This is a genomic window from Bartonella japonica (assembly GCF_040545385.1).
Classification (GTDB): Bacteria; Pseudomonadota; Alphaproteobacteria; order Rhizobiales; family Rhizobiaceae; genus Bartonella; species Bartonella japonica.
Map to the genome: position 1 here is coordinate 96,014 of NZ_JBEPLT010000003.1, position 25,726 is coordinate 121,739.

Genomic DNA, 25,726 nt, shown 5'->3' on the forward strand with positions numbered 1-25,726 from the left:
GTTCAATGCTACAAGATTCTGAAAAATATCTATAGGCAGAATAGGATCTATATAAAATACAATCCTTTTGTTTTCAATTGTTACTGCATTGAAATGATCACATTTGCTTTCTGGATCAAGTGTATTCATTTTTATGAAGTGATTTGTCTGTAGTTGTTTGAGCCAATAAGCTCGCATTTCTGGATTATTTGCCAGTAACATGCCAAAGCCGGACAAAAGAATCCAGGTCGTAAAGGAAAGAAAATCTTCTTTTCTGCAAGGGAGGTGCGAAAAAAGCATGTTAGGGCGCCTTCTTTAATCTTCTTGAGTGCTCAACGTACTGTTATCATTTCTATTTATCAGTATTATAGGATAAGGGAAAGCTTTTATAAGATTATTCTATAAAAGTTGAAAATATTTCTTTTATATCATATTTTAAAAAAAAGGGGGATAGATTTCTCTTTATACATTTAAGGCAGATATGTATTCATTTTTTAGAAAAAAATTACGCATAGTTTTCTTTATTTTTGGAATTATTATTATATTTAACTCTTGTGCATGGAAGCATCTTGAGGCACAAAATGTCATTATCGGACAGTCGGTAGACGCTCATTCAATTGATGAAATTATTCAACAACAACAATTGGTTATTAAAGTTCTTGAACAAAGTACAGAAACTTTAAAAAAAGATTTTGAAAATAAACCAGAAGATGAGCGTGCTTTGGCAGAACTTCGGTTACGTGCACGAAATATCAGTCAACGTGCTTTAGAAGAAGCATTTATTTTACGTACACCTCTTAATAATATTAATATATTTCTTAATCAATTCACAGAGCTTGATGATGATTTAAAAAACTCGAAAAACCAAGATAAGAAGCACTCTCATTTGATAGAGCAAAAAGCTAAAATTAATAATCTCGTACTTCGATTTGAAAAAGTTTTTTTAGCGACAAATAGAATAGCCGAACTTTCTATTTCTCAATCTCGAGAACTTTTTAAACGTAGGCTTACACACAGGCTTGAGTTTTCGATGCCTGTGGTTAAACGTCTTGTTGAAAAAACCAAAGAGGCTTCTTTTGACTTCCTTTTATTGTTGAGATCTTGGTTTAATTTTGTATTTTATTTCAAGTTATTACAGCTGTTTCTTTCCTTTTTAATTCCGTTTTTTATTGCTTTGGGTCTTTCTTATTTTTCTAGAAAATTTTTAGCTCATATGCGCTGGAACTTTATCAAAAGGTATGAGGAAATATCTTATTTACAACGTTTATTCGTTGCTTTTATTTCAGTTTTTCTCCCTTCGCTTATCTGTATCGTTTGCATTTATTTTGTGTCGTTTTTATTTCGTAGTTTTAGTTTGGATCCAGGAAAGCTCACGACGGTATTTGATATGGTTGGCTGTCAAATTATCTTAGTTTTTTTGATTAATCGTTTAGCTGTTGTTCTTTTATCGTCGAATATGAAGCACTTCCAGCTTCTGAATATTGCGCCGTCTGCAGCGTATCAATTGGTAATTTTGTTTACTGTTTTAGGTGTAGTTTTAGCATTTGATGCTGTTCTAGATAGTATTTATCAAATAATTTCAGCTTCTCTTTCTTTAACAATTGTCAAAAGCTTCATTACTGTTTTTTTGGTCGCGATATTATTGTTTGTGATCTCATTTGTGCCTTTACGGTTCCGATGGCGTTTCCCTCAGAATAATAAAGAGAGTGAGGCGCTATTTTTTCCACTTTATATACGCATTCCTCTCATTTTATTGGGATTATCGCTGCTTGTGATGGATTTGTTAGGCTATGTTGGTCTGGCGCGTTTTATTGTGCAGCAAATTATGATTAGTGGAGCATTTTTAGTTTTAATGTATTTGGGGATAAAAAGCGCTCAAGCTATTAGAACTAAAGGGCAATTTATGAAAACAAGAGTTGGTTTTGCTCTCATGCAATGGTTGCATTTGGAAGAGAAGACGATGAATCAACTAGGGGGTGTTTTGAGCATTTTTCTCAGTTTGTTTGTGATCGTATTTTGTGTAGTGCCAATTATCGTACAATTTGGGTTTTCTTATTCTGATTTGAGAGCGGTGTTATGGCAATTCATGACAGGTTTTCAGATTGGAAATGTCTATGTTTCCTTGACTTCTATTGGTACTGGAGTTGTTGCTTTTTTTGCTTGCTGGTTTTTCGTCCGTCGATTTATTAATTGCTTAGATGAAACAGTGTTAGCGCATGGGGAATTTGATTCTGGTGTACGTAATTCTATCGAAATGGTTATAAATTATGTCGGAGTTGTTGTATCTGCTTTGATAGGATTATCAATAGCAGGTTTGGAACTCAAAAATTTTGCGCTTATTGCTGGGGGGCTTTCACTCGGTATAGGCTTTGGGTTACAAAATATTGTTCAAAATTTTGTATCTGGGCTTATTATTTTGATTGGGAGACCGTTTAAACTCGGGGATTATGTAGAATCTGGATCGGTAGGTGGTATTGTAAAACGTATTAGTGTGCGAGCAACGGAGCTTGAAACATTTCAGCATAAGACGATTATTATTCCTAATTCAAGCCTCATCAATAACAATGTCAGTAATTGGACCCGACGTAATAAAATAGGGCAAGTTGATATTCCTATCACTGTTTCCTCTCATATTCCTCCAGAGTGTGTTGCTGAAATTTTGCTAGAGATTGCTTGTGCTACAGAAGGGGTTTTAAAAAATCCTGCGCCACAGGTGAGTTTTACTGCATTTGATAGTAAGAAATTTACATTTAACTTGGCTATTTATGTGCCTAATATTACCTCTCCCTCTAAGGTAACCAATGCCCTTCGTTTTGTATTATATAAACGCTTTGTTGAGGAAGGAATACTGGAATGTTAAAATGTGTTTACGTTCTTATTACGGTTACATTATTGAGTATTCTGACCATGACAGCTTTTGCAGCAACTATAAAAAATACTGATTTAAAGGTACAATCTTTTATTATCGTTGAAGGAAGTATAGCTACAAATATCTCGTTGAATGCTCAGCAAACGGTTACGATTTGTATGAAGGGGTGTTTTATCACTTTTCCCAATAAAGACCGTTTTGCAATAAAAATAGAAGATAATATAGAAATCAGTGATGGTAGAGCGATCTTTAAATAAAATGTTTTAAGATTTTAATTATGATATAAAATTTGGAAGAAAAGAGAATATCATTCATGTATTTATTAAAAATGTTATGATTAAAAAGTAATATGTAAAAAGATATGATTTTAGTATCATATTTCTGTTTTTATAATTAATAAATAAGTATAATTCATTTATATTAAAATTTATTGTTTTATAATTGTATACATTATTATTCTATAATATTATTTATAAAATAAATATCTATCTTATTTAAGATGACTATTTCATGCAAATAGGCTATTGAATAATTTAGTTTCTGGATTTTTTTGTGTTAGTTTATATTAGAAGAAGATCATATTTGTATAGTTTAAAAATAAATATAATAGATATTTTAAGTATTTATATATCTCTTAATCTATAATAAAATTTATTTACTAATATTAAATTTTGGTGTAATTGTATATTTCAGTATAATTACAGAGGAGTATATTTTTTATAGCATAAGGTTTTATAACACTTTGTTTTTCTAAATGTGATTTTTTATTATGTTTAATATAATAGTGGGGTATAATTTTATGAATACAAGATTTATAACAGCATCCGTTTTTGCTTTTGTTTCAGCTTCTGGAGTGCAGGCGGCAGATGTAATCTCTCCTGAAGAGCCAGAACATGTTGCTTCATCGGTTATCGTTTCTCCATCTTTTTCTTGGTCAGGTTTTTATTTTGGAGGTCAAATTGGGGGGTTTTCAAGTAAAACTTCTGCAATGACGCCTGATGTTGATGTTCCTCTTTTCCCTGATGCGGAAGCTAGGAATAAAGATTGGATTCCGGTTGAAAAAAAATATATGCCTAAACTTTCAGGCTTTACAGCGGGTCTTTACACAGGCGTTAATTTTAATACGGGCAAAGGTTTTATCTTAGGTATTGATACTGATCTGCTTTTGTCTGAGCGGAAAGATACAAAATCTATCGTTATAACTGCTGAATCCGAACCTGAAGGGACGAATACTGAAGGGACGGATACTGAAGGGACGGATACTGAAGGAACTGAGGAAGATGGTAAACAGAAAAAATTACTACTAAGCTTATCTTGTGGAACTTCTCGGTTAAGTGGAAAGAGTGATGAAAAGCCAAAAGAAAAAAATAGTGTAAATTTTAGTCATACTTTAAAACAAAAATGGTCTGGTGCTACACGGGTGCGCGTTGGTTTGCCTGTTGATCGTATTATGCCTTATATTTCCGGTGGTATTGCTTATGGGCAGTTTCAGGACATTTTGTCTGTCTTAATTACCGGAGAAGATGCTTTTAGTGCTACATCAGATACTACAAAGACAATGATTGGTTATACTCTTGGGGGAGGTGTTGATTTTGCAATAACAGATGATGTTATTATGCGCGCGGAATACCGTTACTCAGATTTTGGTAAGAAGAAATTTAAGGACGAAATTGAAATTAAACATAAAACAAATGATTTTCGGGCTGGAATAGCTTATAAATTTTAGTTTTCGTGAAATTTAAGTGCTTTAAGGAGGTCCTATTTTTTAGGACCTTTATTTTTTTATTTTGTGCGTTGTAAATTAATTTTATGAAAGAATAGGCGTTATTATTTTTGAATGCTTGCGAAAAGTAGGAAAAATTCAGATTTTCATTGTTGAAAATGAAGTTACTTTTAATGATCAAGGATAGCTCTAGCTTTCGTTTTTCAAAATAAGACATAAAGAAGAAGTGATTCGATTTTTGTACAATCACAGCTTCATCTGATAATACTGCAACAAAATCATCAAAAGTTGATCTTAGGCATCATAACCAACCATTGGAAAATAAGAAAAAGTTCTTAATATTGTGGTGCGGACGGCGGGACTTGAACCCGCAAGGTCTTCGACCGGCAGATTTTAAGTCTGCTATGTTTACCGTTTTCATCACGTCCGCGATGAAAGCTCTCTCATAAGCTATATCTTTTATTGAATCAAGGATTAATGATGAAGAGAGAAATTTTTCATTTTTGGATAAAATTTTAACTGACAATAGTTGTCTTTATCGCTAGATAAGAGCTTGTATAATATAAATGAAGTATGAAATGATCAGGTGGTTATGGGGAAATTTATTCAAGACGTAAATGAAGCTATGGTGGCTTTGCACAATGTATTTACTGAAACACCACTTCAAAAAAATGATTTTCTTAGCCAAAAATATGATGCAGAAATTTATTTGAAACGTGAAGATTTAACGCCGATACGATCTTATAAAATTCGCGGTGCTTTTAATTTTGTTTCAAAAATGCTTGGGGAGATATCTTTAGATGCTGCATTTGTTTGTGCTTCGGCAGGAAATCATGCGCAAGGAGTTTCGTTTGTTTGTCGCTATTTTAAGCGTTATTGTGTGATTTTTATGCCTGTGACGACTCCACAACAAAAAATAGAGAAGACACGTATTTTTGGTAAAGAATTTATTGATATTCGTTTAATTGGAGAGACGTTTGATCAATGTTATTCGGCTGCACAGTCTTTTGCTGCACAAAGTGGTAGTATAATAGCACCACCTTTTGATGATGTTCATATTGTTACGGGGCAAGCGACAGTTCTCTGTGAGGCTGTTTTGCAATGGAAAAAACTCAATGGAGAAAGCGAGCCAGATTTCATTATTGTGCCTGTCGGTGGAGGCGGTTTGGCTGGTGGTGTAAGTCAGTTTTTACGTGAATATGATTGGAAAACAGAGCTTCGTTTTGTTGAGCCACAAGGAGCTGCAAGTTTGCTTGCTTGTTTGAAGAGCAGAAAACGTGTCAAACTTGAAAATATTGATACATTTGTAGATGGTGCTGCTGTGGCTGAAATTGGTACATTAAATTACACACTGTTGAAACAATTTTCACCCGATTCTGTTATTACAGTTCCTGAAAATCGTGTTTGTTCTACAATGGTTGAAATGCTTAATATTGAAGGTATGGTTCTTGAACCTGCTGGTGCTTTATCAATTGATGCGCTGAACAGTCTTTCCTCTCAGGAATTGAAAGGAAAAAAAGTTCTTCTCATCATTTCAGGGGGCAATTTTGATTTCGAGCGTTTGCCAGATATCAAAGAACGTTCTTTGCGTTTCCAGGGATTAAGAAAGTATTTTATTTTTAGTTTTCCGCAACAACCTGGTGCATTGCGCAATTTTCTTGCTACGTTATCGCCAGATGATGATATCGTGCGTTTTGAATATCTTAAAAAATCGGCAAGAAGCTTTGGTTCTGTGTTGGTTGCAATTGAGACAAAAAAATACGATAATTTTTCTCTCTTAGAGAAAAATTTTCAAACTTTAGGTTGGCGCTATCATGATATTACTAATGATCAAACCTTATTTGATTTTGTTATTTGAGAAGCCAAGACTTTTTTAAAACGAAAGATATTAAAATGAAGTCTGTTTTTTATTTTGTACTTGGTTTCTTTTTGTTTTTAGAAGCTGGTCAACAAAGTTTAGCATTTGAGCCAACAGAAATACAAAAAGCTGAGCTTTTAAGCATAGTTGTTGAGATTAATAATTCTATAAAAAACGGGAATTTTTCACCTCTTCCTTCTTATATGCCCGATCGGCTTTATAAAGAGATAGCGCGTCGATTGAATACAACAGAAGATAATTTACGTCATAGTTTTCTTCAAGAGCTGCGTGTTCAATTTGAAAATTTGCCTGCTGGTGCTTATCATTTAGATGAAACAAACATAGATTATTTGCAAACCGATAGTGGTGCTTTTTATGCGTTGATTCCAACAAAATTAGAAATGAAAGATCGTATTATTAAATATAAAACTTTGGCGATTTTTGATAACACACGATGGTATTTAATTTATGGTGGATACAAAACTGTACAAAATCCAGTTTTTCTGGAAATTTATCCTGATTTTAATCAGATACATTTACCTCTGAAAAAAATAATAAAGAAATAAGTGTTTGAAATATTATGTTTTTTGCGTATGGTAAATATATTCGGGAGGGTACTTGCTTTTTTGTTATAAACTAACGATAATACAGGTGAGGGTGTTAAAGTTGGTTTACTGACTTTTTTAAATAAATTTATTCCCTTTACCTTGGTTTAAGGTGCACATGGGGTGTGCAAATCGCTCTTTCAAGTGTTGCTTCATAAATTTGAAATATCAAGATCTCTTTTGTGCGGATTCTTGAGAAACAGAGTTCAGCTTGTTACTTGTTTAGAGTTGTTGGGCTGAGGAAAGATTTTATTTTGGATAATAGAGAAAATGTTTTTACAACGTTAGGTTTGTCTGACCTTTTGATTAAAAACTTGTTTATTGCTGGGATGAAGACACCCAAGCCTATTCAGGAACAAGTGATTCCAGTGATGCTGAAAGGGCATGATGTTTTAGGTATTGCACAGACAGGTTCTGGAAAGACCTTGGCGTTTGGCTTGCCTATTTTAAGTCATATTTTGACTTTGGGCGATAAACGACGTCCTAAAACTGCGCGTGCTTTGATTTTGGCTCCTACGCGTGAACTTGCTGTTCAGATTGATGAAACAATTTGTAGTGTTGCGAAGGGAACGCATCTTTCGACATGTCTTATTTTTGGTGGGGTATCACGTTTAAAACAAATTAAACGCATGAAAGCAGGTGTAGATGTTTTGATAGCAACGCCAGGACGTTTAATAGACCTTGTTCGTGAAAAATGCGTTGATCTTTCTCAGTCTCATTTTTTGGTTCTAGATGAGGCAGATCGTATGTTAGATATGGGTTTTATTCATGATGTAAAACAAATCGCAAAGCTTTTGCATCCAGAGTGTCAGACAGCACTTTTTTCTGCGACAATGCCGAAAGAAATTACAGCACTTGCAAAGGGTTTGCTCCGTGATCCAGTAAAAATAGAAATTGCTCCTCAAGGAACAACAGCTGTAGAAATTACTCAAAAGTTATATTGTGTCCAGACGCGTGAAAAAAAGAATATTTTAGGTAAACTTTTGACAAATCCAGATTTTGTTTCGGTTATTGTTTTTACTCGGACGAAACACGGTGCTGATGCTGTCACACGTAGCCTAGAAAAGATAGGATATTGTGTTGCAACAATTCATGGAAATAAATCACAAAGTGCACGGCAGTCTGCTTTGAAAGCTTTTCGCGAGGGAGCAGTACAGGTCCTTGTCGCAACAGATATTGCAGCGCGCGGTATTGATATACCAGGAGTAAGCCACGTTATTAATTATGATTTACCAGATGAAGCTGAAAGTTATGTGCATCGTATTGGTCGTACAGGACGCAATGGTGCAAATGGCGAAGCACTCACACTTTTTGATGAAGGAATAGAGGGTGCACGGTTGCGTGCTGTAGAGCGCTTGATTCGTATGCAATTAACGCGTGAAGCTGTTCCCGAACAGTTGTTTGCTGCATTTCCAGAAAGATCGATTGAGGCAGAAAGTGGAGGAAAAGAAAATGGTAAAGAATCATCTTGTGTTAAAAAATCTAAACGTCAGAAGCGTTTTTTAAATCGTAAAGAGAAAGCTGAACAGTCGCAGAGTAAGAATTCTCTATCCTCTCATGAAAGACACAAAAAAGCAAAAGCAGCAGCAAAGCGTGCAAAGTCTTTTCGTTTTCGAAAGTCAGTAAAGAACGCGGCTTGAACGAAATATTAGGAAGAAATAGTGCGGTGAATATTTTTTTCTTTTAGATGTTTTCTCAGTGTGAGTAAGAGCAAAATAACATTTTTTCTAAAATGAAAGAGGTTTTCAAAGCTGTTTATTTTTTAGAAATAGAAGCAGTTTGAGAGGTTAAATGTACTGAAGAGCTATTTTGAAAGAATTCTTACTTTGTAAGTTGGAGAAGCGTTTTTAAAAACTCTATTCTCTATATTATGCGTAGTACATTCTGTGTCTTTAAAAATATGAATAAAGACAAATATTATTTTATATAAAAATATATTTTATCTCTCTATGCTGGATTATAAATATGCTGAATTGTAATGATAATTTATTGTTTTTGAACTCGATAGAGTAAAGATGAAGTTTTTTGGTCATTCGCGCAGTTTAATTTTTTTCAAAAAAGTTATGACTGATAATTTTGCACGATCAGAGTACTCTTAGATCATGTCGCAATAATTTGATAAAGATGACATTATTTTTGCAACTTTGGTAATTAACAGGAAAGCGGAAAGCTTATAAAGCGGTTATTTCCATAAATATGAATTGATGGTTTTTAATTTTATTGTACAAAATAAATTTACAGAATTTTCTATTTTTATCTTAAAAGGATTTACAGAAACAATAAACTCTATGGAGGAGAGTATAACTTTCTGTTTTGTGAAGTGAACAGTTTTTATTCTTTGAATATGGATAGGCATAAATTGGATGTTTTTGTGCAAGTTACTTGAGTAGAAAAGTTTGTACGACTTCCTCATATTGCCATTCAAGATCTTTATTTGGACAAAATTTTATTGTGGTGCTTGTCGGATTTGCTGGACATGGAGAGTTGGGAAATTGTGTTTTGGTAATTGGCGGGAACTATTATCGACATTATCGAGACCATTCTTCATGATATTTATAGAGCTCTCTAAAGTTGAAAAAGTTATCCGATTTCTGTTTCTCTGATGTTGTGTCATGTATGGGAAAAAAGATTACGTATCTTTTGTCTTTGGTAAGAAATGTCTATAGTATTTCATCCTAATAAGCTTTTAGCAAGGATGAAGCGTGTTAGACGAAAGCTTTTTGATACTACAATCTTAAACTATTCGTGGGAATAAATTGTTGTCCTTTTTGATGTATCCGACAGTTTATTTTATTTAGACCCGCCTGATCTTATGAAAAAGAAGTGCTACATCTCTAGAAATTTTGTTGAAGATGATTTTATGATGATGTTAAAAATTCTCAAAGGCATTCAAAGGAAATTTGTCTTGAGTCTCAATAATTGTGATGCGGTTCGAGAGATCTTTAAGGATTTTGACTTTTTAGAAGTTGAGACTCTTTGGGCAGCAGGTATGGCAAAAAAAACACCCCGAAAAGAACTCTCGATTCGTAATAACTGAGAAGCATATTGTAAAATCTTATTCCCCCACTTTTATTTGGGAGTCCCTCATCTTAAAAAAAGTATAATAAGGACAATACAGTAAATGTAATAAGGAAAATAGATGGCTCCCCGGGCCGGATTCGAACCAGCGACCAACCGGTTAACAGCCGGTTGCTCTACCACTGAGCTACCGGGGAACAGTGCCCAAACATTACTAATAGCAAGGGCTATAGCAAAGCGATCGTGATTTGCAAAGGATAAAATTACTTTTTTTAAAAAAAAATGTTAGAAATTGTAGAATAAGAGGAAAAAAGATTAGAGAGAGTTTCTATACCTTGACGGATGCGTTGCCTTCCCTTATTGACGCTTTACATATTGTTTATTACGAGGCCTCGTGGCGGAATGGTTACGCAGAGGACTGCAAATCCTTGTATCCCGGTTCGATTCCGGGCGAGGCCTCCAGATAATTTTAAGGATGATCTTTAGGGATAATATGTGTAAGTAAATGGCTTTCATCCATAATAAAATGCTTTATCGTGGGAAGTAGTGTGGTTAAAATCTAATTGTTGACTATAGCATACTTTTTTGTAACACCTACAATAGAGGTTTGAGGTCCTCATTATCGTCGTTTGTTGTGGTCCTTGTATATATGTAGGAGAAAATGGTTGTTATGGTTGTAGATTTTGCAGAGCTTCGCCGCAAAATGGTTGACAATCAAATTCGTACAGTAGATGTGACGGATTTATCGGTTCTTGAAGCATTTTTGACGGTGCCACGTGAAGATTTTGTACCGAAAGATATGAGAGCTTTAAGCTATCTTGATACTGATATTGTTACATATCTTGGGAAAAATGGGGAGCCTACACGTTATTTGATGGGACCTGCTTCTTTAGCAAAGTTATTACAGCTTGCTGCTGTTAAATCATCAGATATTGTTTTAGATGTTGGTGCGAATAGTGGCTATTGTGCAGCATTGCTTTCAAAACTTTCTGGATATGTCATTGCTTTAGAAAGTAATAAAGTTCTTTTAGAGAGAGCTGTTGAGGCTTTAGAGCGCAATCAATGTGATAATGTGGTTGCTGTTCATGGACCTTTAGAGCAGGGATATGCCGCTGAGGGACTTTATGATGTGATTTTTATTGAGGGGTCTGTTGATTTTATTCCGAAAGATATTTTTGAGCAAATGAAAGATGGTGGACGTCTTGTCGTTGTTGAAGAGAAAGGTAATGCCGGTGTTGCGAGAATCTATATCAAAGAAGATGGAATTGTTTCGGCGCATCGTGCTTTTAACCTTGCTGTAAAATGTCTTCCTGGTTTTTTAAAGACGCCTGATTTTATATTTTAGTGCTTGTTTTGTTTGCAAATAAAATATAGCTTCGCAATTAATTTGGGGATTTGTGTTGTGTATGTTGTGTTCAAAATAAATAGAAAATTTCAGGTGTTTTTATTGTTGGCTATGAGTGTTTCTCTATCACAGCCCGTTTATGCTGAAACATTGATGGATGCTTTTGCTAAAGCCTATATACATAATACTAAGTTGAATAGTGAACGTGCAGCTGTACGTATATCAAGTGATGATGTGGACATTGCGCGCTCAGGGTTATTGCCACAAATTGAGGGAGTTGGAAGCTATGGGCAGAGTAAGTCCAGCACGGGGCCTTACATCACTTCTGGATCTGTGGGGATAAGATTAAATCAAAGGTTGTTTGATGGTTTTATCACACAAAATACCTTTTCTTCGGCTCAAGTGAAGTTACGAGCACAGCATGAATATCTTCGGAATGCTGAGCAAAATACATTTTTAGATACTGTGATAGCTTATGCGAATCTATACCAAGCGCGGCGTATTGCAGATCTTCGTAAAGAAAATTTGGCTGCTCTTGAAGAGCAAGTTCGTTCGAATAAAGCAAAATTTGATGTAGGAGAAGGAGGAAGTGTTGATATTGCTCAGGCACAAGCTGCACGTTCTTTGGCTGTTTCAGAACTGAGTCTTGCACATGCTGATGTAAAATCAGCGGAGGCAGTATATCGACAAGTTATAGGTTCTGATCCTGAAAAATTAGCACGTCCACTAGCGGCAAGAAATTTACCGGTAAATCTTGATACTGCTTATAAAATGAGCCTTGCGCTGCATCCAGCAATCCTTTACGCAAAATATTTGGTTGATGCTGGTCTTTACAATGTAAAGGCAAAAGAAGGTGCGCTGCTTCCTAAAGTCGATTTTTCTGCAACAGCGTCTTATAATAGGGTTTACAATGGTGTTGGAGAGGACGGAGTTTCTAAATCAGTAGGCTTGTCGGTTAGCGTTCCAATTTTTGAGGGTGGGCGTACGTCTGCTCAGATTCGCCAATCAAGAGAACAACTGGGGCAGGCTCGTTTACAGCTTGATTTGGCACATAGTAATACAAGGCAGGTACTTACTTCTGCTTGGTTTCAGTTAAAAGGGGCAGATGCATCTGTTATTGCTTATCGTGAAAGTGTTCGTGCTGCTGAAATCGCTCTCAAGGGGCGCATTCAAGAAAATCGTGTGGGACAGGCGACAACATTAGATGTTTTAAATTCTCGGACTCAGTTGATTAATGCTCAAATCGCTCTTGCGATGGCAGAGCGGAATGCGGTTATTGCGAGTTATAGTGTGCAATCCTCCGTTGGTAAATTGACAGCAGACTATTTAGGTTTAAAAACGGTTAAATACACCCGATAAATGCATAAAAATGCCTTTTTAATCTGCAAGTTATTTTAATTTTTAGAAGATCAGAAATTAATAATTGGGCATGTTAAGAAAATAGAGTGATTAGGTATTGTTTTATTAATTTAGATGTTGTTTTATTAATAAGCAAAGTTATGTGTAAGGCTCTTTTCGTGACAATCGTGTTTGAAAATATAGTGGGAGTCATGTTGATCTTATGATTCTTTTGCTTACACTATAATATGATTCTGTTTGTTGTTGCGTTTTTGAGAGGTTTTAAAGAATGGTACAGAGTTCAAGCGTATTACGTGAACCTAGTATGGATGAGATTTTAACATCTATTCGTGAAATAATTGAAGAAAATGTGGTTCAACCTGATCACTTTTTAAATGATAGCGTTGCAGTAAATACTTCTGGAAATCATTCAGAAGTTGCATCAGAAGCTGATTATAATGCAAGTTTATCTGTTGATGATGCAATGAAGGCTTTGGCTGATCGTATTGGTCTTTCTTCTGAAAAACAGGATTTTTCTTTAACGCAAGAAAAAGAAAGTACAGAGGTAGAAAATAATACGGTTGGCGTGGATATGCAAAAGATGAAGCTTTCTTCTGAAGAGCGGCGCTCTGTTCATAAAACAAAAGAATATAGAGATGAGGCATGTATCTCACAACCGGAAGATATGATGGCTGGTCGTGTGGAGCTCTCTGAATATTGTATTTCTTCTGCAGAGAAGGTTACAAAGGATATTTTGCGTCCGGCTATAGCAGAATGGTTACAGAGTGAATTGCCTGTTTTGCTTGAAAATGTTTTACGAGAAGAGATTATTAAGGTAATTAAGAAGTCATCTTAACTGTTTATTTTTTATTTATTTTTGTGATTTTCATTTTATTTATGAGCATTTCTTTTGCGTCCTTGGAGGCGTAATGTAAACAAGTAGGATTGCAGATATATGATCCGTTTAAGATCATATGTCACGTTTTTCAGTGGCGTTATGGGTGAGTAGAATGTTAGAAAAAAACTACAATGCTGCTTCTATAGAACAACGGGTTGCAAAAAGGTGGGAGGCTCGTGGTGCTTTTGAAGCGGGAGTGGGTTTAAAAAATGAGGCGGAATCTTTTTGTGTTATGCTTCCTCCTCCTAATGTTACAGGTTCTCTTCATATGGGGCACGCACTGAATACGACAATTCAAGATATTGTGGTTAGATTTCAGCGTATGCGTGGTAAGAATGTGTTATGGCAGCCAGGTATGGATCATGCAGGGATTGCTACACAAATGGTTGTCGAGCGTCAACTTGCAGAACGTCAAGAGCCAACGCGTCAAGAAATGGGACGGGAAAAATTTATTGAGCGTATCTGGGAATGGCGCCATAAAACTGGTGGGGTTATTGCAAATCAGCTGCGTCGTCTTGGGGTTTCATGTGATTGGTCGCGAGAACGCTTTACAATGGACGAAGGCTTATCTCAAGCTGTCCGTGAAGTTTTTGTTACGCTTTATAAGCAAGGATTGATATACAAAGATAAGCGTTTGGTTAATTGGGATCCTAAATTATTAACGGCTATTTCTGATCTTGAGGTTGAGCAAAAAGAAGTCAAAGGCCATTTGTGGCATTTTCGATATCCGCTTGAAGGAAAAACTTTTAATCCTAATGATTCTACAACTTTTATAACAGTGGCAACAACACGGCCAGAAACAATGCTTGGTGATACAGGAATTGCGGTTAATCCTGAAGATGAGCGTTATAGAAATCTTATAGGTCACAATGCTATTTTGCCTCTTGTAGGGCGTAGGCTGTTAATTGTTGCTGATGCTTACGCAGACCCTAATGAGGGGAGTGGTGCTGTGAAAATTACACCAGCACATGACTTTAATGACTTTGAAGTTGGACAGCGCAATAATTTGCGTTTAATCAATATTTTTACAAAAAAAGCTGAGATTTTTTTGCGGGAAAATGAAGCATTTTTTGATGGTCTCACTTTATCGGATGAATTAAAAGAATTTATAGAAAGTTTAGATCAATCTGATCGTTTTATTGCGCGTGATCGGATTGTTTCTTTGATGGAAAAGGGAGGATATTTGGCAGCTGTTGAGGATCATCCACACAGTGTTCCGCATGGGGATCGCAGTGGGGTGCCTATTGAACCATTTTTGACAGATCAATGGTATGTTCATGTTGCAGAATTAGCTAAACCGGCGATAGAGGCTGTTCATCAAGGGAAAACGCAATTTGTTCCTGATAGTTGGAAGAAAACCTATTTTAATTGGATGCAAAATATTCAACCTTGGTGTATTTCGCGCCAATTATGGTGGGGGCATCAGATACCAGCTTGGTATGGGCCAGATGGTGCAGTTTTTGTTGAAAAAACTGAAGAAGAAGCTTTAGCTTCTGCTCTTTCTCATTATGGTACAGTGGTTGAATTAGCGCGTGATCAAGATGTTTTAGACACATGGTTTTCATCTGCTCTTTGGCCTTTTTCGACACTGGGTTGGCCCAATAAAACAGCTGAGCTTGCTACTTTTTATCCAACTTCTCTATCGGTTACAGGGTTTGATATCATCTTCTTCTGGGTTGCGCGTATGATGATGATGGGACTTCACTTCATGGGAGAAGTTCCCTTTCCAACAGTTTATGTCCATGCTCTCGTTCGGGATCAAAAGGGAGCAAAGATGTCTAAGTCAAAAGGGAATATTATTGACCCATTAGAGCTTATTGATCAATATAGTGCAGACGCGCTTCGTTTCACTTTGGCGATTATGGCAGCACAAGGGCGTGATGTGAAACTTGATCCTTCCCGCATCGCAGGTTATCGTAATTTTGCTACGAAATTGTGGAATGCTACTCGATTTGCACAAATAAATGGTGTTAAACATGATCCAGATTTTAAGCCAGAAAAGGCAAAGCTTGCGCTTAATCGTTGGATTTTAACAGAGTTATCTAAAACTGTTTCGGTAGTAACTTCTGGCATTGAGAATTATAAATTTAATGAGTCTGCTAGCGCACTTTATCGCTTCATTTGGAATACGTTATGTGATTGGTACTTAGAACTTCTCAAACCAATATTTCAAGGCTCAGATGAGGAGGCTAAAAATGAATCTCAAGCATGTACTGCTTGGGTTTTGGATGAGGTTTATAAGCTTCTTCATCCTTTTATGCCTCATATGACTGAGGAGTTATGGTCTCTTACGGAAACGACAGGCATGAAGCGTGAAGATATGCTGGCATTGACCGCATGGCCAGAGGGAATGTTTGTAGATGAAGAGGCTGCTTCTGATATTAATTGGCTTATTGAGGTTGTCAGTGGGATTCGGTCTGTGCGTTTTGAAATGAATATCCCAGCTGCAACACTTGCTCCACTTGTTATTGTAGAAGGTGATAAAATAACGCAGGAGCGTGTAAAGCGTTACGATTCTCTTCTTAGAAAGTTAGCACGTATTGAAACAATTGATTTTTCTCAAAAAGTTCCGGATGTATCAGCGCAAATGGTTTTAGGAGAGGCGATTTTTTGTTTACCATTGGGGCAGCTGATTGATTTGGAAGCTGAACGTACTCGTTTGATGAAAGATATCAAGAAAATTGAACAGGATATTGAAAAAATATCAGTTAAATTAAACAATCCTAAGTTTATAGAAAATGCAAGATCAGAAATTGTTGAGGTGGAGCGTAGCAGAATTACAGAATTACGTGTTGCGCAGAAAAAAATATCTGTTGCTTTAGAACGATTGGCATAATCGCATTTTCTTATTCTCTAGAATAATTTTCTGCTACTGCTTTTTTGATAGAAATAGAAAGTTTTTCTTTTAAGAGAGTCTCTTTTGTATTTCAATTTCAACTCTTAGCGTTATTTATGAAATGCTTTCATAAAAAAAATTATAGAGCTTTATTGTTTTTGCATTTATGAAGTACATAGCTGAGCATTCATTATATTGGTTCACTTAAGTTGTTTGTTTTTCTTGTATTTAAATAATCTATTAATTACAGGTTTTATCCATTCTAGAATGTTTTTCAGTATACTTTTCTATTGAACAGTTTTTTGATCATAGTAAGAATGTTTAAAATACAAAATACAATGACAGCAAGGTATTTTGTAGAAACAGGACATTGATTCATTTTTAAAAACTAAATTATTTTACAGGATGATGAAAGATTCTTTTGGTTATAGATTTTAGATGATTTCTGTTTGTTTACTTTTTTTGTTAAAATTTTGATATTTAAAATATCTTTTTCTCTTGCTACAAGCACTGTGAATCTATTGTAATAGGTGGAATTGAGATAGGGGGGGCATGTGATGAACAAACTCAAAATATGCGAAAAAGTTGCAATTATAATTGCTTTTGGGGGTGTTATTCTTCTTGCTTATGTAATGAATGCAAATAGCGCACATAAGGTTCCTGATCATTCGTTTGATTTTTTAAAACGTGGTATGTTTTCTTATAAAAATGGTCAAATAAATCAGGCTATTTCAGCATTTCAGTGTGCCGCTGATATGGGTAATATTGGAGCAAATTGGAAACTTGGCCATATTTATGCAGATGGTGATGGTGTCTCTGTAGATGATTATAAGGCATATAATTTTTTTGCATATATTGTTGAAAAAGGTGCTTATCTTGGTTCAGAGGATGAGAGCTATATTTCTGATGCTTTGGTTAAACTTGCGGAGTATATAACAAAAGGCATTCCTCAATCGCCTGTAAAATCTAATCCTTCTTATGCAGCCAGTCTTTATATGCAGGCTGCGATGAATTATGGAAATCCCAAAGCTCAGTACCAGTTGGGTAAAATATTTTTAAAAGGAGAGGGAAGAGAAAAAAACCTTGTACAGGCAGCACGATGGTTTCAGCTTTCAGCAAAAAAAGGAAATCCTCCAGCTCAAGCGATGCTTGGAAATATGCTCCTTCAGGCAGGAAAAACCGTTCATGGTGCAGCAATGTTAACTGTAGCCTATGAGAAAGCTAATATAAAAGATCGAGATTGGATCCGTCCTCTGCAAAAACATGCTTTTGCTCTTTGTGATGAATTTGAAAAACGTATGGTAATGTCTCTGGTTGGTGATATTAAAAAAAATAACATCTTTTGAATATTTTATTACACATTCTTTATCATTTTTGACATTAGATTTTAGCCTCTCATGTTTTATACTTATAGTAGAGAGGGATACCCATAATATATAGAGATATTTTTCATCACAATGTGATGGTTAGTGGTTAAGGATTTTAGATAAAAATTCTTGTGTGCGTGATGTTCTCGCTTGGGAATATGAAAAGAATTCTTTGGATGAACAGTCTTCGAGAATTGTTCCTTGGTCCATAAATATAACACGCTCTGAAACTTTTTTTGCAAATCCCATTTCATGGGTTACACACATCATTGTCATACCTTCCTCTGCTAGACTCACCATGACATCTAATACTTCACCTACCATTTCAGGATCTAAAGCAGATGTTGGCTCATCAAAAAGCATAACAAGCGGATCCATAGTTAAGGCACGGGCAATAGCAACACGTTGTTGTTGTCCTCCAGAAAGTTGACCAGGATATTTATCTTTATGTTCAATGAGCCCAACGCGTTCAAGGTATAATAAACCGCGCTCAAGTGCTTCTTTTTTGCTGCGCTTTAGGACTTTGACTTGTGCAATTGTTAAATTTTCTGTGACAGATAAATGTGGAAAAAGCTCGAAGTGCTGAAATACCATTCCTACCTGACTACGCAATTTAGGCAGATTTGTTTGTTTTGAATGAACGGGAGTTCCATTAATCCAAATTTCACCTTTTTGAAAAGGAACTAAAGCATTAATGGTTTTAATGAGTGTTGATTTCCCTGAGCCTGAAGGTCCACAAACAACAACAACTTCTCCTTTGTTTATATTGGTTGAGCAGTTTTTAAGAACATTAACTTCGCCATACCAGTTAGAAACATTTTTTATTTCGATCATATGTGTAGACATTTTTTCCCCCTGTTAGCGAATAATGGATACTTTTTTCTGTAAATATGAAACGATTTGCGACAATGTGAAACAAATAACAAAATAAAAAATAGCCGCCAAGACATAAGCTTCTTGCTTTACACCAAAATTATTAGCAACGATATCAAAACCGTTCAAAAGGCTATTTCCGCTGATTGCATAAACAAGCGTTGTATCCTGAAAGAGGATAATAACCTGTGTTAAAAGGACTGGGAGCATGTCTCTCAAGGCTTGGGGAAGAATTATAATATACATATTTTGCCAATACGTCATTCCGAGAGCTTGTCCCGCATATTTCTGTCCTTGCGAAACGGAACTTATACCGGCACGTATAATTTCAGCAAAATAAGCGGTTTCAAATGCAGTAAAGGTAATGAGTGCTGATTTATTTGCACCAATTGATGTGCCAGTTAGAAAAGGTAAAAGTACAAAAAACCATAAGATAACCATAACAAGTGGTATTGATCGCATGGCAGTTATATAAATTATTGCAAACCAAGAGAGTAGCTTTATAGAAGAAAGCCGCATCATTGCTAAAAGTGTTCCGAAAATAAGTCCTAATACCGTTGCAAAAATAGTTAGAAAAACACTAAAGAACAATCCTGATAAAATGTAAGAACAAAATATATCAAAAGTGAAAAATGAAAAATCAAAGTCTGAAAAATGAAAAGGAGAAGAAAATCCAAACTGAGAGGGTATGAAATTTATCATATTTAGTGTTCCTCTGTTCGAAAATTAGGAATTTTAAGCATTTGTTCAATGATAGTCATTATGATAAATACGCATAAAGCTACAAAAATATAAAGAACCGTAACGATTAGATAGTTTTCATAAATATGACTTACTTCTTCAATCGTTTGGTATTGAAATTGCATTAGCTCATTGATTGAAACTGCAAATGCTATAGATGAGTTTTTTACAACGCCCATTGCTTCTGAAGTAAGCGGGGGCATAATTGTGCGTATAGCACGTGGTAGTATGATATAACGATAATTTTGATAGGTTGTAAATCCCATTGCCATAGCTGCGTAGCGTTGTCCAGAGGGAATCGCCTCAATACCTGAGCGAACTTGTTCTGCGATTCGGGCGGATGTAAAGAATCCCAAGGCACAGATTATTAAGAGAATGGATGAAAAATTTATTGCTGGTGGATAAATCTTAGGCACAACAAAATACCATAAAAAGACTTGCACAAGCAGAGGAATGTTACGCATAACTTCCACCCAGATGCTTCCAATAGTACGCAAAAAGCAACAAATCATGGAATTATTTTGGAGAGTACGCATTGTCCCTATAATGACACCCAAAAACACGGCTAAAACTAATGAAGAAATAGATAATATAACTGTATTTTTAAAGCCATCGAGCAGTGTATCTAAATAGGTGTAATTTACACCAGAAGTCCCAAGACATCCAGCTACGAATGTTTGATTAAGATCATCTGTACAAAGGAAAGAGAAGTCCATTAATTGATATTTCCTTAATAAAATCACCTGCAAAAAGAGTAATAACTCAACACTATTTCATGTTAAGTTTATTAAAAGTTGAAATAAAGCACAAATACACTCAATTAAAAAGAGTGTAGTTGTGCTTTATTGAGAATTCTACAAATTATTTTCTTTGTAATCTTCGCGAGTCTTATTGTTTGGATTTTCCCAAGCGTATTTGGTGGCTTTGGATAAAGGAAGGTTGAGAGCTGTATTCGCAGGTGGGATTGGTTTCATAAACCATTTATCATAAAGTTTTTCAAGTGATTCATCTTTTATTTGACGTATGATGCTATCATTGATTGTCTGTTCGAGATTTTTGTCGTTTAAACGGAGCATACAAGCGATGGGTTCGATTGAAAGTACTGTATCAAGAATAACGTAGTCAGATGGATTTTTTGATTTAGCAATATGTCCAGCAAGAATTGAAGCATCTGTGATGAATGCGTCTGCACGATCAGATTCTAATAATAAGAAGCTATCTCCATGATCTTTTCCTTGAACAACTGTAAAGTGAATTTTTTTTGCACGTTTATTTTTACGGATAAGTTGGATAGCGGTTGTACCAGTTGTGGTTGCAACTTTCTTTCCATTTAAATCGGCAAGAGATTTAATATTAGAGTTTTTCTTTACGGCAATCCGAACTTCTTCAATATAAGTGGTATAAGCAAATGCTGCTTCTTTACTGCGAGCAACATTATTTGTGGTTGAGCCACATTCAAAATCATAGGTGCCATTTTTCAAAAGAGGAATTCTATTTTGGGATGTGATAGGGAGATAATGAATTTTAATTGGTTTACCAATTTTTTTTGAAATATCGTCGATAATATGCTCTGCCATTTCCGTATGAAAACCTACATATTTCCCGTCACCAAGGGCATAGGCCAGACCTGATGATTCACGAACTCCTAGAGTGATTTCCCCTGTTTTTTTTATTTTTTTAAGTGTATCATTTTCAGAATGTGCAATATTCGTCAATCCAAACCATGTTGCTGCAATAAATATAGGTAGTAATTTTTTCATTATGCCCTCTGTTTATTTATTAAATTTCCATTTGTTTGCTTTGTGTAGCATAATTTGTTATTTTAGGCGAGATATTTTTTTTTCGCTCGATAAAACAAGTCTGTACTTTATTAACTGCAGTTAAGGTGAACCCAAACAGGAGTATGGTCCGATGGTTTTTGATATCCTCTTACTTCGGTTTGGCTATAAGCGCAGATGAGTTGATCGACAGCTTCTGGTGATAGCAGCAGGTGATCTATGCGAATCCCGTTATTTTTGTGCCATGCACCAGCTTGAAAATCCCAGAAACTAAATGAAGGGTTATCCGTGACATTACGAATAGCGTCGTAAAAACCTGAGTGAATAATACGTTGGAATACTTGTCTTGTTTGGGGAAGAAATAAAGCATCATGACTCCATTCTTGAGGATTCTTTGCATCCAATGGCGTGGGAATAACATTATAATCACCAGCTAAGATAAGGAGTTCTTCATATGCAAGCAGTACCTTTGCATGCGTGTACAATCTCTGCATCCATTCCATTTTATAAGGGTATTTTTCACTGTTGATGGGATTACCATTCGGAAGATAGAGGGATGCAATGCGAATAATTCTTTTATTTATTGAAAAAACGGCTTCAATATAACGTGTTTGCTCATCATTATCATTTCCTGGTAATCGGCGGATAATTTCATCAGGCGTTTTTTTAGAGAGAATCGCAACACCATTAAAACTTTTTTGTCCATGTGTTTCTATATGATAGCCTAGGGTTTCAATCGCATCACGTGGAAAATTTTCATCTATACATTTAATTTCTTGTAGACAAACTATATCGGGCTGATGTTGTTGTAGCCATTGATATAATGTTTCATGCCGTGCTTTTATTCCAGCAATATTCCACGTTGCTATTTTCAGTGTACTCATCTTGATACCATCTGTATAATTTGTTCAATTGCTACGTTAAAGTGTTCTATAAATCTTTACAATATGTGGTGGATCTTTTGTTGTAGGTCCCTTATTTATAAAAATCTAATTTGTTAGGGATTCCTATAAAAAAACCAAATTTAAAGTATTAAAATTTAATTTATTTTCATTTTTAAAAACTTTCTGCTGTTTAGTTCTTGACGAATGTATATGTTCTCGCTATTAGAGACTGCTGTAATCAGTGTATGAGTGTTTTAGGTGTTTATCAGAATAACATTCAGACAGGGTTAAAAGATTAAAAGCAAATGCTAGTGCAAGAGGCGTGTGCCTTCTCTGCGTGTGGTCGGGTAAGCTTTTTATAGCGAGTGTACCCGGTTTTGTTTGTACTTGGGTGGTTACTTCGGTGATGCCTTAAGAGTATAGAAATTGAGAAAAGCCCAAATGGGTAAGACGAACGTAAATCGATAAAGAGGAAGGTTACATGCCTACCGTAAACCAGTTGATTCGAAAGCCGCGTGTGGCGCCAGTTAAGCGCAATAAGGTTCCTGCTCTTCAGTCGAATCCGCAGAAGCGTGGTGTTTGTACGCGTGTCTATACAACAACGCCGAAGAAGCCAAATTCTGCTCTTCGTAAGGTTGCTAAGGTCCGTTTGACAAATGGATTTGAAGTGATTGGTTATATTCCTGGGGAGGGGCATAACCTTCAGGAGCACTCTGTTGTAATGATTCGTGGTGGTCGTGTGAAGGATTTGCCAGGGGTTCGTTATCACATTATCCGTGGGTTGCTTGATACGCAGGGTGTCAAGAATCGTAAACAGCGTCGTTCAAAATATGGCGCAAAACGTCCGAAATAATATTGAGAGACAGAGCCGATGTCCCGTCGTCATAGAGCAGAGAAACGTGAAATTAATCCAGATCCTAAATTTGGTGATTTGGTTATTACAAAATTTATGAATGCTATCATGTTTGATGGTAAGAAGTCAGTTGCTGAGCGTATTGTTTATGGTGCGCTTGATGCTGTGGAGAATAAAGTAAAGTCAGATCCTGTAGCTTTATTTCATAAGGCTTTGGAGAATGTTTCTCCTCATATTGAGGTTCGTTCTCGTCGTGTTGGTGGTGCTACTTATCAGGTTCCGATAGATGTTCGTCCGGATCGTCGTCAGGCTCTTGCTATTCGCTGGTTGATTACGGCGGCGCGTGGACGTAATGAAAGTACGATGATTGATCGTCTTTCTGGTGAATTAATGGATGCGGCTAATAATCGTGGTTCTGCAGTAAAGAAGCGTGAGGATGTTCACCGTATGGCTGAGGCTAATCGTGCATTTTCTCACTATCGCTGGTAGGCGTTTTTTGAAATTTAAGGCATAATGTAATGGCTCGCGAATATAAGATTGAAGATTATCGTAATTTTGGTATTATGGCACATATTGATGCTGGTAAAACCACTATGACTGAGCGTATTTTGTTTTATACTGGCAAAAATCATAAAATTGGTGAGACTCACGATGGTGCTTCTACGATGGATTGGATGGAGCAGGAGCAAGAGCGCGGTATTACCATTACATCTGCTGCGACTACAACTTTTTGGGAAGGGCGTGACGGTCGGAAGCGGCGTTTTAATATTATTGATACGCCTGGGCACGTTGATTTTACGATTGAAGTTGAGCGTTCTTTGCGTGTTCTTGATGGTGCGATTGCGTTGCTGGATGCGAATGCTGGTGTGGAGCCTCAGACTGAGACTGTTTGGCGGCAAGCTGAGAAATACCATGTACCGCGTATGGTTTTTGTAAATAAAATGGATAAAATAGGTGCTGATTTCTATCGTAGTGTGGAAATGGTTGGTTCGCGATTAGGGGCTAAAGCGCTTGTTTTGCAGTTGCCGATTGGTGCTGAAAATGATTTTGAAGGTGTCGTTGATCTTGTTGAGATGAAGGCATTAAGATGGGATGGTTCTATTGGTGCTTCGGCTGTAGTAAGTGAAATTCCATCTGATTTGGTAGAGAAAGCGGAGGAATATCGCGAAAAACTGGTTGAGATGGCTGTTGAGGTTGATGAGGCTGCGACAGAAGCTTATTTAGAAGGTGTTATGCCGTCCAATGAGCAGCTTATTGCTCTCATCCGCAAGGGAACAATAGAAGTTCAATTCCATCCAGTTCTTTGTGGTACGGCTTTTAAAAATAAGGGAGTTCAGCCGCTTTTGGATGCTGTTGTTTCTTATTTACCTTCTCCGGTTGATGTTCCAGCAATTAGTGGTATTGATGTAAAAACTGAAGGAGAAACGACGCGTGAATCTTCAGATGATGCTCCACTTTCTATGCTTGCTTTTAAGATTATGAATGATCCATTTGTGGGGTCTTTGACTTTTTGTCGTATTTATTCTGGTAAAGTTCAAAAAGGTGTTTCTCTTGAAAATACTGTAAAGGGGAAAAGAGAGCGTTTAGGGCGTATGCTTCAAATGCATTCAAATTCTCGTGAGGATATTGAGGAGGCATTTGCTGGTGATATTGTTGCTCTGGCAGGTCTTAAAGAAACGACAACAGGTGATACTCTTTGTGATCCTTTGAAGCCTGTTATTTTGGAGCGGATGGAGTTTCCGGAGCCTGTTATTGAAATTGCAATTGAGCCGAAAACAAAAGCGGATCAGGAAAAGATGGGTATTGCGCTTAGTCGTTTGGCTGCAGAAGATCCTTCGTTCCGTGTGAAATCAGATGAAGAATCGGGTCAAACGATTATAGCTGGAATGGGTGAGCTTCATCTTGATATTATTGTTGATCGTATGCGGCGTGAATTTAAGGTTGAAGCAAATATTGGTCAACCTCAAGTTGCTTATCGTGAATCAATTACGAAAACTGCGGAAATTGATTATACGCATAAGAAGCAATCTGGTGGTGCAGGGCAGTTTGCTCGTGTAAAAATTGTTTTTGAACCTCATGATGGTGATGATTTTATTTTTGAATCAAAAATTGTTGGGGGTGCTGTTCCGAAGGAATATATTCCGGGTGTTCAAAAGGGGATAGAGAGTGTTATGGGTTCTGGTCCTCTTGCAGGTTTTCCTATGCTTGGTGTGAAGGCTACTTTGGTTGATGGTGGTTATCATGATGTTGATTCCTCTGTTTTGGCTTTTGAGATTGCTGCTCGTGCTGCTTTCCGTGATGGAGCTAAGAAGGCAGGTGCACAGCTTTTAGAGCCTATTATGAAAGTAGAAGTTGTCACTCCAGAAGATTATGTTGGTGATGTTATTGGTGATTTGAACTCTCGTCGTGGTCAAATTTCAGGGACTGAGGCGCGTGGTATTGCTACGGTTGTGAATGCAATGGTTCCTTTGGCGAATATGTTTGGTTATGTAAATACTCTTCGTTCGATGAGCCAAGGGCGTGCACAGTATACAATGCAGTTTGATCATTACGAACCTGTTCCTTCGGCTGTTGCTTTGGAGATTCAGAAGAAGTACGCATGATTTTAAATTGCGTCATTAATTTTTAACTAAGTCCTTATTTAGGACGGAAAATGGAGAGCTCAAATGGCAAAGAGCAAATTTGAACGTACGAAGCCGCATGTTAATATTGGTACGATTGGTCACGTTGACCATGGGAAAACTTCCTTGACGGCAGCGAT

Annotated in this window: 21 protein-coding genes and 3 tRNA genes; 17 read left to right on the forward strand and 7 right to left on the reverse strand. The window is 36.3% G+C overall.

Annotated features, from left to right (window positions below; translation table 11 throughout):
• Positions 1–460 precede the first annotated feature (460 nt).
• The 3 genes from ABID39_RS02660 (at position 461) to ABID39_RS02670 (ending at position 4,574) form a co-directional block, all read left to right on the forward strand.
• Entirely contained in the window at positions 461–2,839 is a 2,379-nt protein-coding gene (locus ABID39_RS02660; protein ID WP_354185768.1) for a mechanosensitive ion channel family protein, read from the forward strand.
• On the forward strand, positions 2,833–3,105 hold the full coding sequence (locus tag ABID39_RS02665; RefSeq protein WP_354185770.1) for a hypothetical protein: 273 nt from the start codon (positions 2,833–2,835) through the stop codon (positions 3,103–3,105). The genes ABID39_RS02660 and ABID39_RS02665 overlap by 7 nt, the downstream gene beginning before the upstream one ends.
• Before the next feature lie 542 nt (positions 3,106–3,647).
• Complete coding sequence (locus ABID39_RS02670; protein WP_354185772.1) at positions 3,648–4,574, forward strand: outer membrane protein; 927 nt, start codon at positions 3,648–3,650, stop codon at positions 4,572–4,574.
• Between the two features lie 341 nt (positions 4,575–4,915).
• Here the strand turns inward: ABID39_RS02670 and ABID39_RS02675 are convergent.
• Positions 4,916–5,001, reverse strand: a tRNA-Leu gene (locus ABID39_RS02675).
• 162 nt (positions 5,002–5,163) lie between these two features.
• Here ABID39_RS02675 and ilvA point away from each other — a divergent pair.
• The 4 genes from ilvA to ABID39_RS02695 all read left to right on the forward strand — a co-directional run bounded on the left by ilvA (position 5,164) and on the right by ABID39_RS02695 (position 10,071).
• Complete coding sequence (ilvA, locus tag ABID39_RS02680; RefSeq protein WP_354185774.1) at positions 5,164–6,429, forward strand: threonine ammonia-lyase IlvA; 1,266 nt, start codon at positions 5,164–5,166, stop codon at positions 6,427–6,429.
• A gap of 35 nt (positions 6,430–6,464) precedes the next feature.
• The gene (locus ABID39_RS02685) at positions 6,465–6,995 is read left to right on the forward strand and encodes a hypothetical protein (RefSeq protein WP_354185776.1); all 531 of its coding nucleotides are present in this window, start codon (positions 6,465–6,467) and stop codon (positions 6,993–6,995) included.
• Positions 6,996–7,288: 293 nt separating this feature from the next.
• Positions 7,289–8,674, forward strand: a complete 1,386-nt coding sequence (locus ABID39_RS02690) for a DEAD/DEAH box helicase (RefSeq protein WP_435521299.1) — start codon at positions 7,289–7,291, stop codon at positions 8,672–8,674.
• A gap of 1,265 nt (positions 8,675–9,939) precedes the next feature.
• Entirely contained in the window at positions 9,940–10,071 is a 132-nt protein-coding gene (locus ABID39_RS02695) for a hypothetical protein (protein WP_354185778.1), read from the forward strand.
• A gap of 103 nt (positions 10,072–10,174) precedes the next feature.
• Here the strand turns inward: ABID39_RS02695 and ABID39_RS02700 are convergent.
• Positions 10,175–10,249, reverse strand: a tRNA-Asn gene (locus ABID39_RS02700).
• Positions 10,250–10,440: 191 nt separating this feature from the next.
• Here ABID39_RS02700 and ABID39_RS02705 point away from each other — a divergent pair.
• From ABID39_RS02705 to ABID39_RS02730, 6 genes are all read left to right on the forward strand, one after another.
• Positions 10,441–10,514: transfer RNA gene (locus tag ABID39_RS02705), tRNA-Cys, on the forward strand.
• 208 nt (positions 10,515–10,722) lie between these two features.
• Positions 10,723–11,397 carry a protein-L-isoaspartate O-methyltransferase family protein gene (locus tag ABID39_RS02710; RefSeq protein WP_354185810.1) on the forward strand — a complete coding sequence of 225 codons (675 nt, stop codon included), beginning with the start codon at positions 10,723–10,725 and terminating at the stop codon, positions 11,395–11,397.
• Positions 11,398–11,508: 111 nt separating this feature from the next.
• Positions 11,509–12,756: a TolC family outer membrane protein gene (locus tag ABID39_RS02715; RefSeq protein ID WP_354185812.1), complete on the forward strand. Its 1,248-nt coding sequence runs from the start codon at positions 11,509–11,511 to the stop codon at positions 12,754–12,756.
• A gap of 268 nt (positions 12,757–13,024) precedes the next feature.
• Complete coding sequence (locus ABID39_RS02720; RefSeq protein ID WP_354185780.1) at positions 13,025–13,591, forward strand: DUF2497 domain-containing protein; 567 nt, start codon at positions 13,025–13,027, stop codon at positions 13,589–13,591.
• 154 nt (positions 13,592–13,745) lie between these two features.
• Positions 13,746–16,469: a valine--tRNA ligase gene (locus ABID39_RS02725; protein WP_354185814.1), complete on the forward strand. Its 2,724-nt coding sequence runs from the start codon at positions 13,746–13,748 to the stop codon at positions 16,467–16,469.
• A gap of 554 nt (positions 16,470–17,023) precedes the next feature.
• Complete coding sequence (locus ABID39_RS02730; RefSeq protein WP_354185782.1) at positions 17,024–17,815, forward strand: tetratricopeptide repeat protein; 792 nt, start codon at positions 17,024–17,026, stop codon at positions 17,813–17,815.
• Between the two features lie 120 nt (positions 17,816–17,935).
• Here the strand turns inward: ABID39_RS02730 and ABID39_RS02735 are convergent, their stop codons facing one another.
• From ABID39_RS02735 to xth, 5 genes are all read right to left on the reverse strand, one after another.
• On the reverse strand, positions 17,936–18,682 hold the full coding sequence (locus ABID39_RS02735; RefSeq protein WP_354185785.1) for an amino acid ABC transporter ATP-binding protein: 747 nt from the start codon (positions 18,680–18,682) through the stop codon (positions 17,936–17,938).
• Between the two features lie 12 nt (positions 18,683–18,694).
• Positions 18,695–19,411 carry an amino acid ABC transporter permease gene (locus ABID39_RS02740; RefSeq protein WP_354185787.1) on the reverse strand — a complete coding sequence of 239 codons (717 nt, stop codon included), beginning with the start codon at positions 19,409–19,411 and terminating at the stop codon, positions 18,695–18,697.
• A gap of 2 nt (positions 19,412–19,413) precedes the next feature.
• Positions 19,414–20,166: an amino acid ABC transporter permease gene (locus tag ABID39_RS02745; protein ID WP_354185789.1), complete on the reverse strand. Its 753-nt coding sequence runs from the start codon at positions 20,164–20,166 to the stop codon at positions 19,414–19,416.
• A gap of 138 nt (positions 20,167–20,304) precedes the next feature.
• Entirely contained in the window at positions 20,305–21,210 is a 906-nt protein-coding gene (locus ABID39_RS02750) for a transporter substrate-binding domain-containing protein (protein WP_354185791.1), read from the reverse strand.
• 110 nt (positions 21,211–21,320) lie between these two features.
• Positions 21,321–22,112, reverse strand: coding sequence for an exodeoxyribonuclease III (gene xth / locus ABID39_RS02755; protein WP_354185793.1), 792 nt, complete (start codon positions 22,110–22,112; stop codon positions 21,321–21,323).
• A gap of 481 nt (positions 22,113–22,593) precedes the next feature.
• Here xth and rpsL point away from each other — a divergent pair, with 481 nt between their 5' ends.
• From rpsL to ABID39_RS02775, 4 genes are all read left to right on the forward strand, one after another.
• Complete coding sequence (gene rpsL / locus ABID39_RS02760; RefSeq protein ID WP_004859227.1) at positions 22,594–22,965, forward strand: 30S ribosomal protein S12; 372 nt, start codon at positions 22,594–22,596, stop codon at positions 22,963–22,965.
• A gap of 18 nt (positions 22,966–22,983) precedes the next feature.
• A complete protein-coding gene (gene rpsG / locus ABID39_RS02765) occupies positions 22,984–23,454 on the forward strand; it encodes a 30S ribosomal protein S7 (RefSeq protein ID WP_354185796.1) in 471 nt (156 codons plus the stop codon).
• A gap of 29 nt (positions 23,455–23,483) precedes the next feature.
• The gene (fusA, locus tag ABID39_RS02770) at positions 23,484–25,568 is read left to right on the forward strand and encodes an elongation factor G (RefSeq protein ID WP_354185798.1); all 2,085 of its coding nucleotides are present in this window, start codon (positions 23,484–23,486) and stop codon (positions 25,566–25,568) included.
• 63 nt (positions 25,569–25,631) lie between these two features.
• Positions 25,632–25,726, forward strand: a 95-nt coding sequence (locus ABID39_RS02775; RefSeq protein WP_002972655.1) for a GTP-binding protein, incomplete at its 3' end; no start/stop codon positions are given.

Bases quoted from the DNA above. Each gene is read 5' to 3' on its own strand.
- ABID39_RS02660 (WP_354185768.1), top strand. From the start codon at position 461: ATGTATTCATTTTTTAGAAAAAAATTACGCATAGTTTTCTTTATTTTT.
- ABID39_RS02665 (WP_354185770.1), top strand. From the start codon at position 2,833: ATGTTAAAATGTGTTTACGTTCTTATTACGGTTACATTATTGAGTATT.
- ABID39_RS02670 (WP_354185772.1), top strand. From the start codon at position 3,648: ATGAATACAAGATTTATAACAGCATCCGTTTTTGCTTTTGTTTCAGCT.
- ilvA (WP_354185774.1), top strand. From the start codon at position 5,164: ATGGGGAAATTTATTCAAGACGTAAATGAAGCTATGGTGGCTTTGCAC.
- ABID39_RS02685 (WP_354185776.1), top strand. From the start codon at position 6,465: ATGAAGTCTGTTTTTTATTTTGTACTTGGTTTCTTTTTGTTTTTAGAA.
- ABID39_RS02710 (WP_354185810.1), top strand. From the start codon at position 10,723: ATGGTTGTAGATTTTGCAGAGCTTCGCCGCAAAATGGTTGACAATCAA.
- ABID39_RS02715 (WP_354185812.1), top strand. From the start codon at position 11,509: ATGAGTGTTTCTCTATCACAGCCCGTTTATGCTGAAACATTGATGGAT.
- ABID39_RS02720 (WP_354185780.1), top strand. From the start codon at position 13,025: ATGGTACAGAGTTCAAGCGTATTACGTGAACCTAGTATGGATGAGATT.
- ABID39_RS02725 (WP_354185814.1), top strand. From the start codon at position 13,746: ATGTTAGAAAAAAACTACAATGCTGCTTCTATAGAACAACGGGTTGCA.
- ABID39_RS02735 (WP_354185785.1), bottom strand. From the start codon at position 18,682: ATGTCTACACATATGATCGAAATAAAAAATGTTTCTAACTGGTATGGC.
- ABID39_RS02740 (WP_354185787.1), bottom strand. From the start codon at position 19,411: ATGATAAATTTCATACCCTCTCAGTTTGGATTTTCTTCTCCTTTTCAT.
- ABID39_RS02745 (WP_354185789.1), bottom strand. From the start codon at position 20,166: ATGGACTTCTCTTTCCTTTGTACAGATGATCTTAATCAAACATTCGTA.
- ABID39_RS02750 (WP_354185791.1), bottom strand. From the start codon at position 21,210: ATGAAAAAATTACTACCTATATTTATTGCAGCAACATGGTTTGGATTG.
- xth (WP_354185793.1), bottom strand. From the start codon at position 22,112: ATGAGTACACTGAAAATAGCAACGTGGAATATTGCTGGAATAAAAGCA.
- rpsL (WP_004859227.1), top strand. From the start codon at position 22,594: ATGCCTACCGTAAACCAGTTGATTCGAAAGCCGCGTGTGGCGCCAGTT.
- rpsG (WP_354185796.1), top strand. From the start codon at position 22,984: ATGTCCCGTCGTCATAGAGCAGAGAAACGTGAAATTAATCCAGATCCT.
- fusA (WP_354185798.1), top strand. From the start codon at position 23,484: ATGGCTCGCGAATATAAGATTGAAGATTATCGTAATTTTGGTATTATG.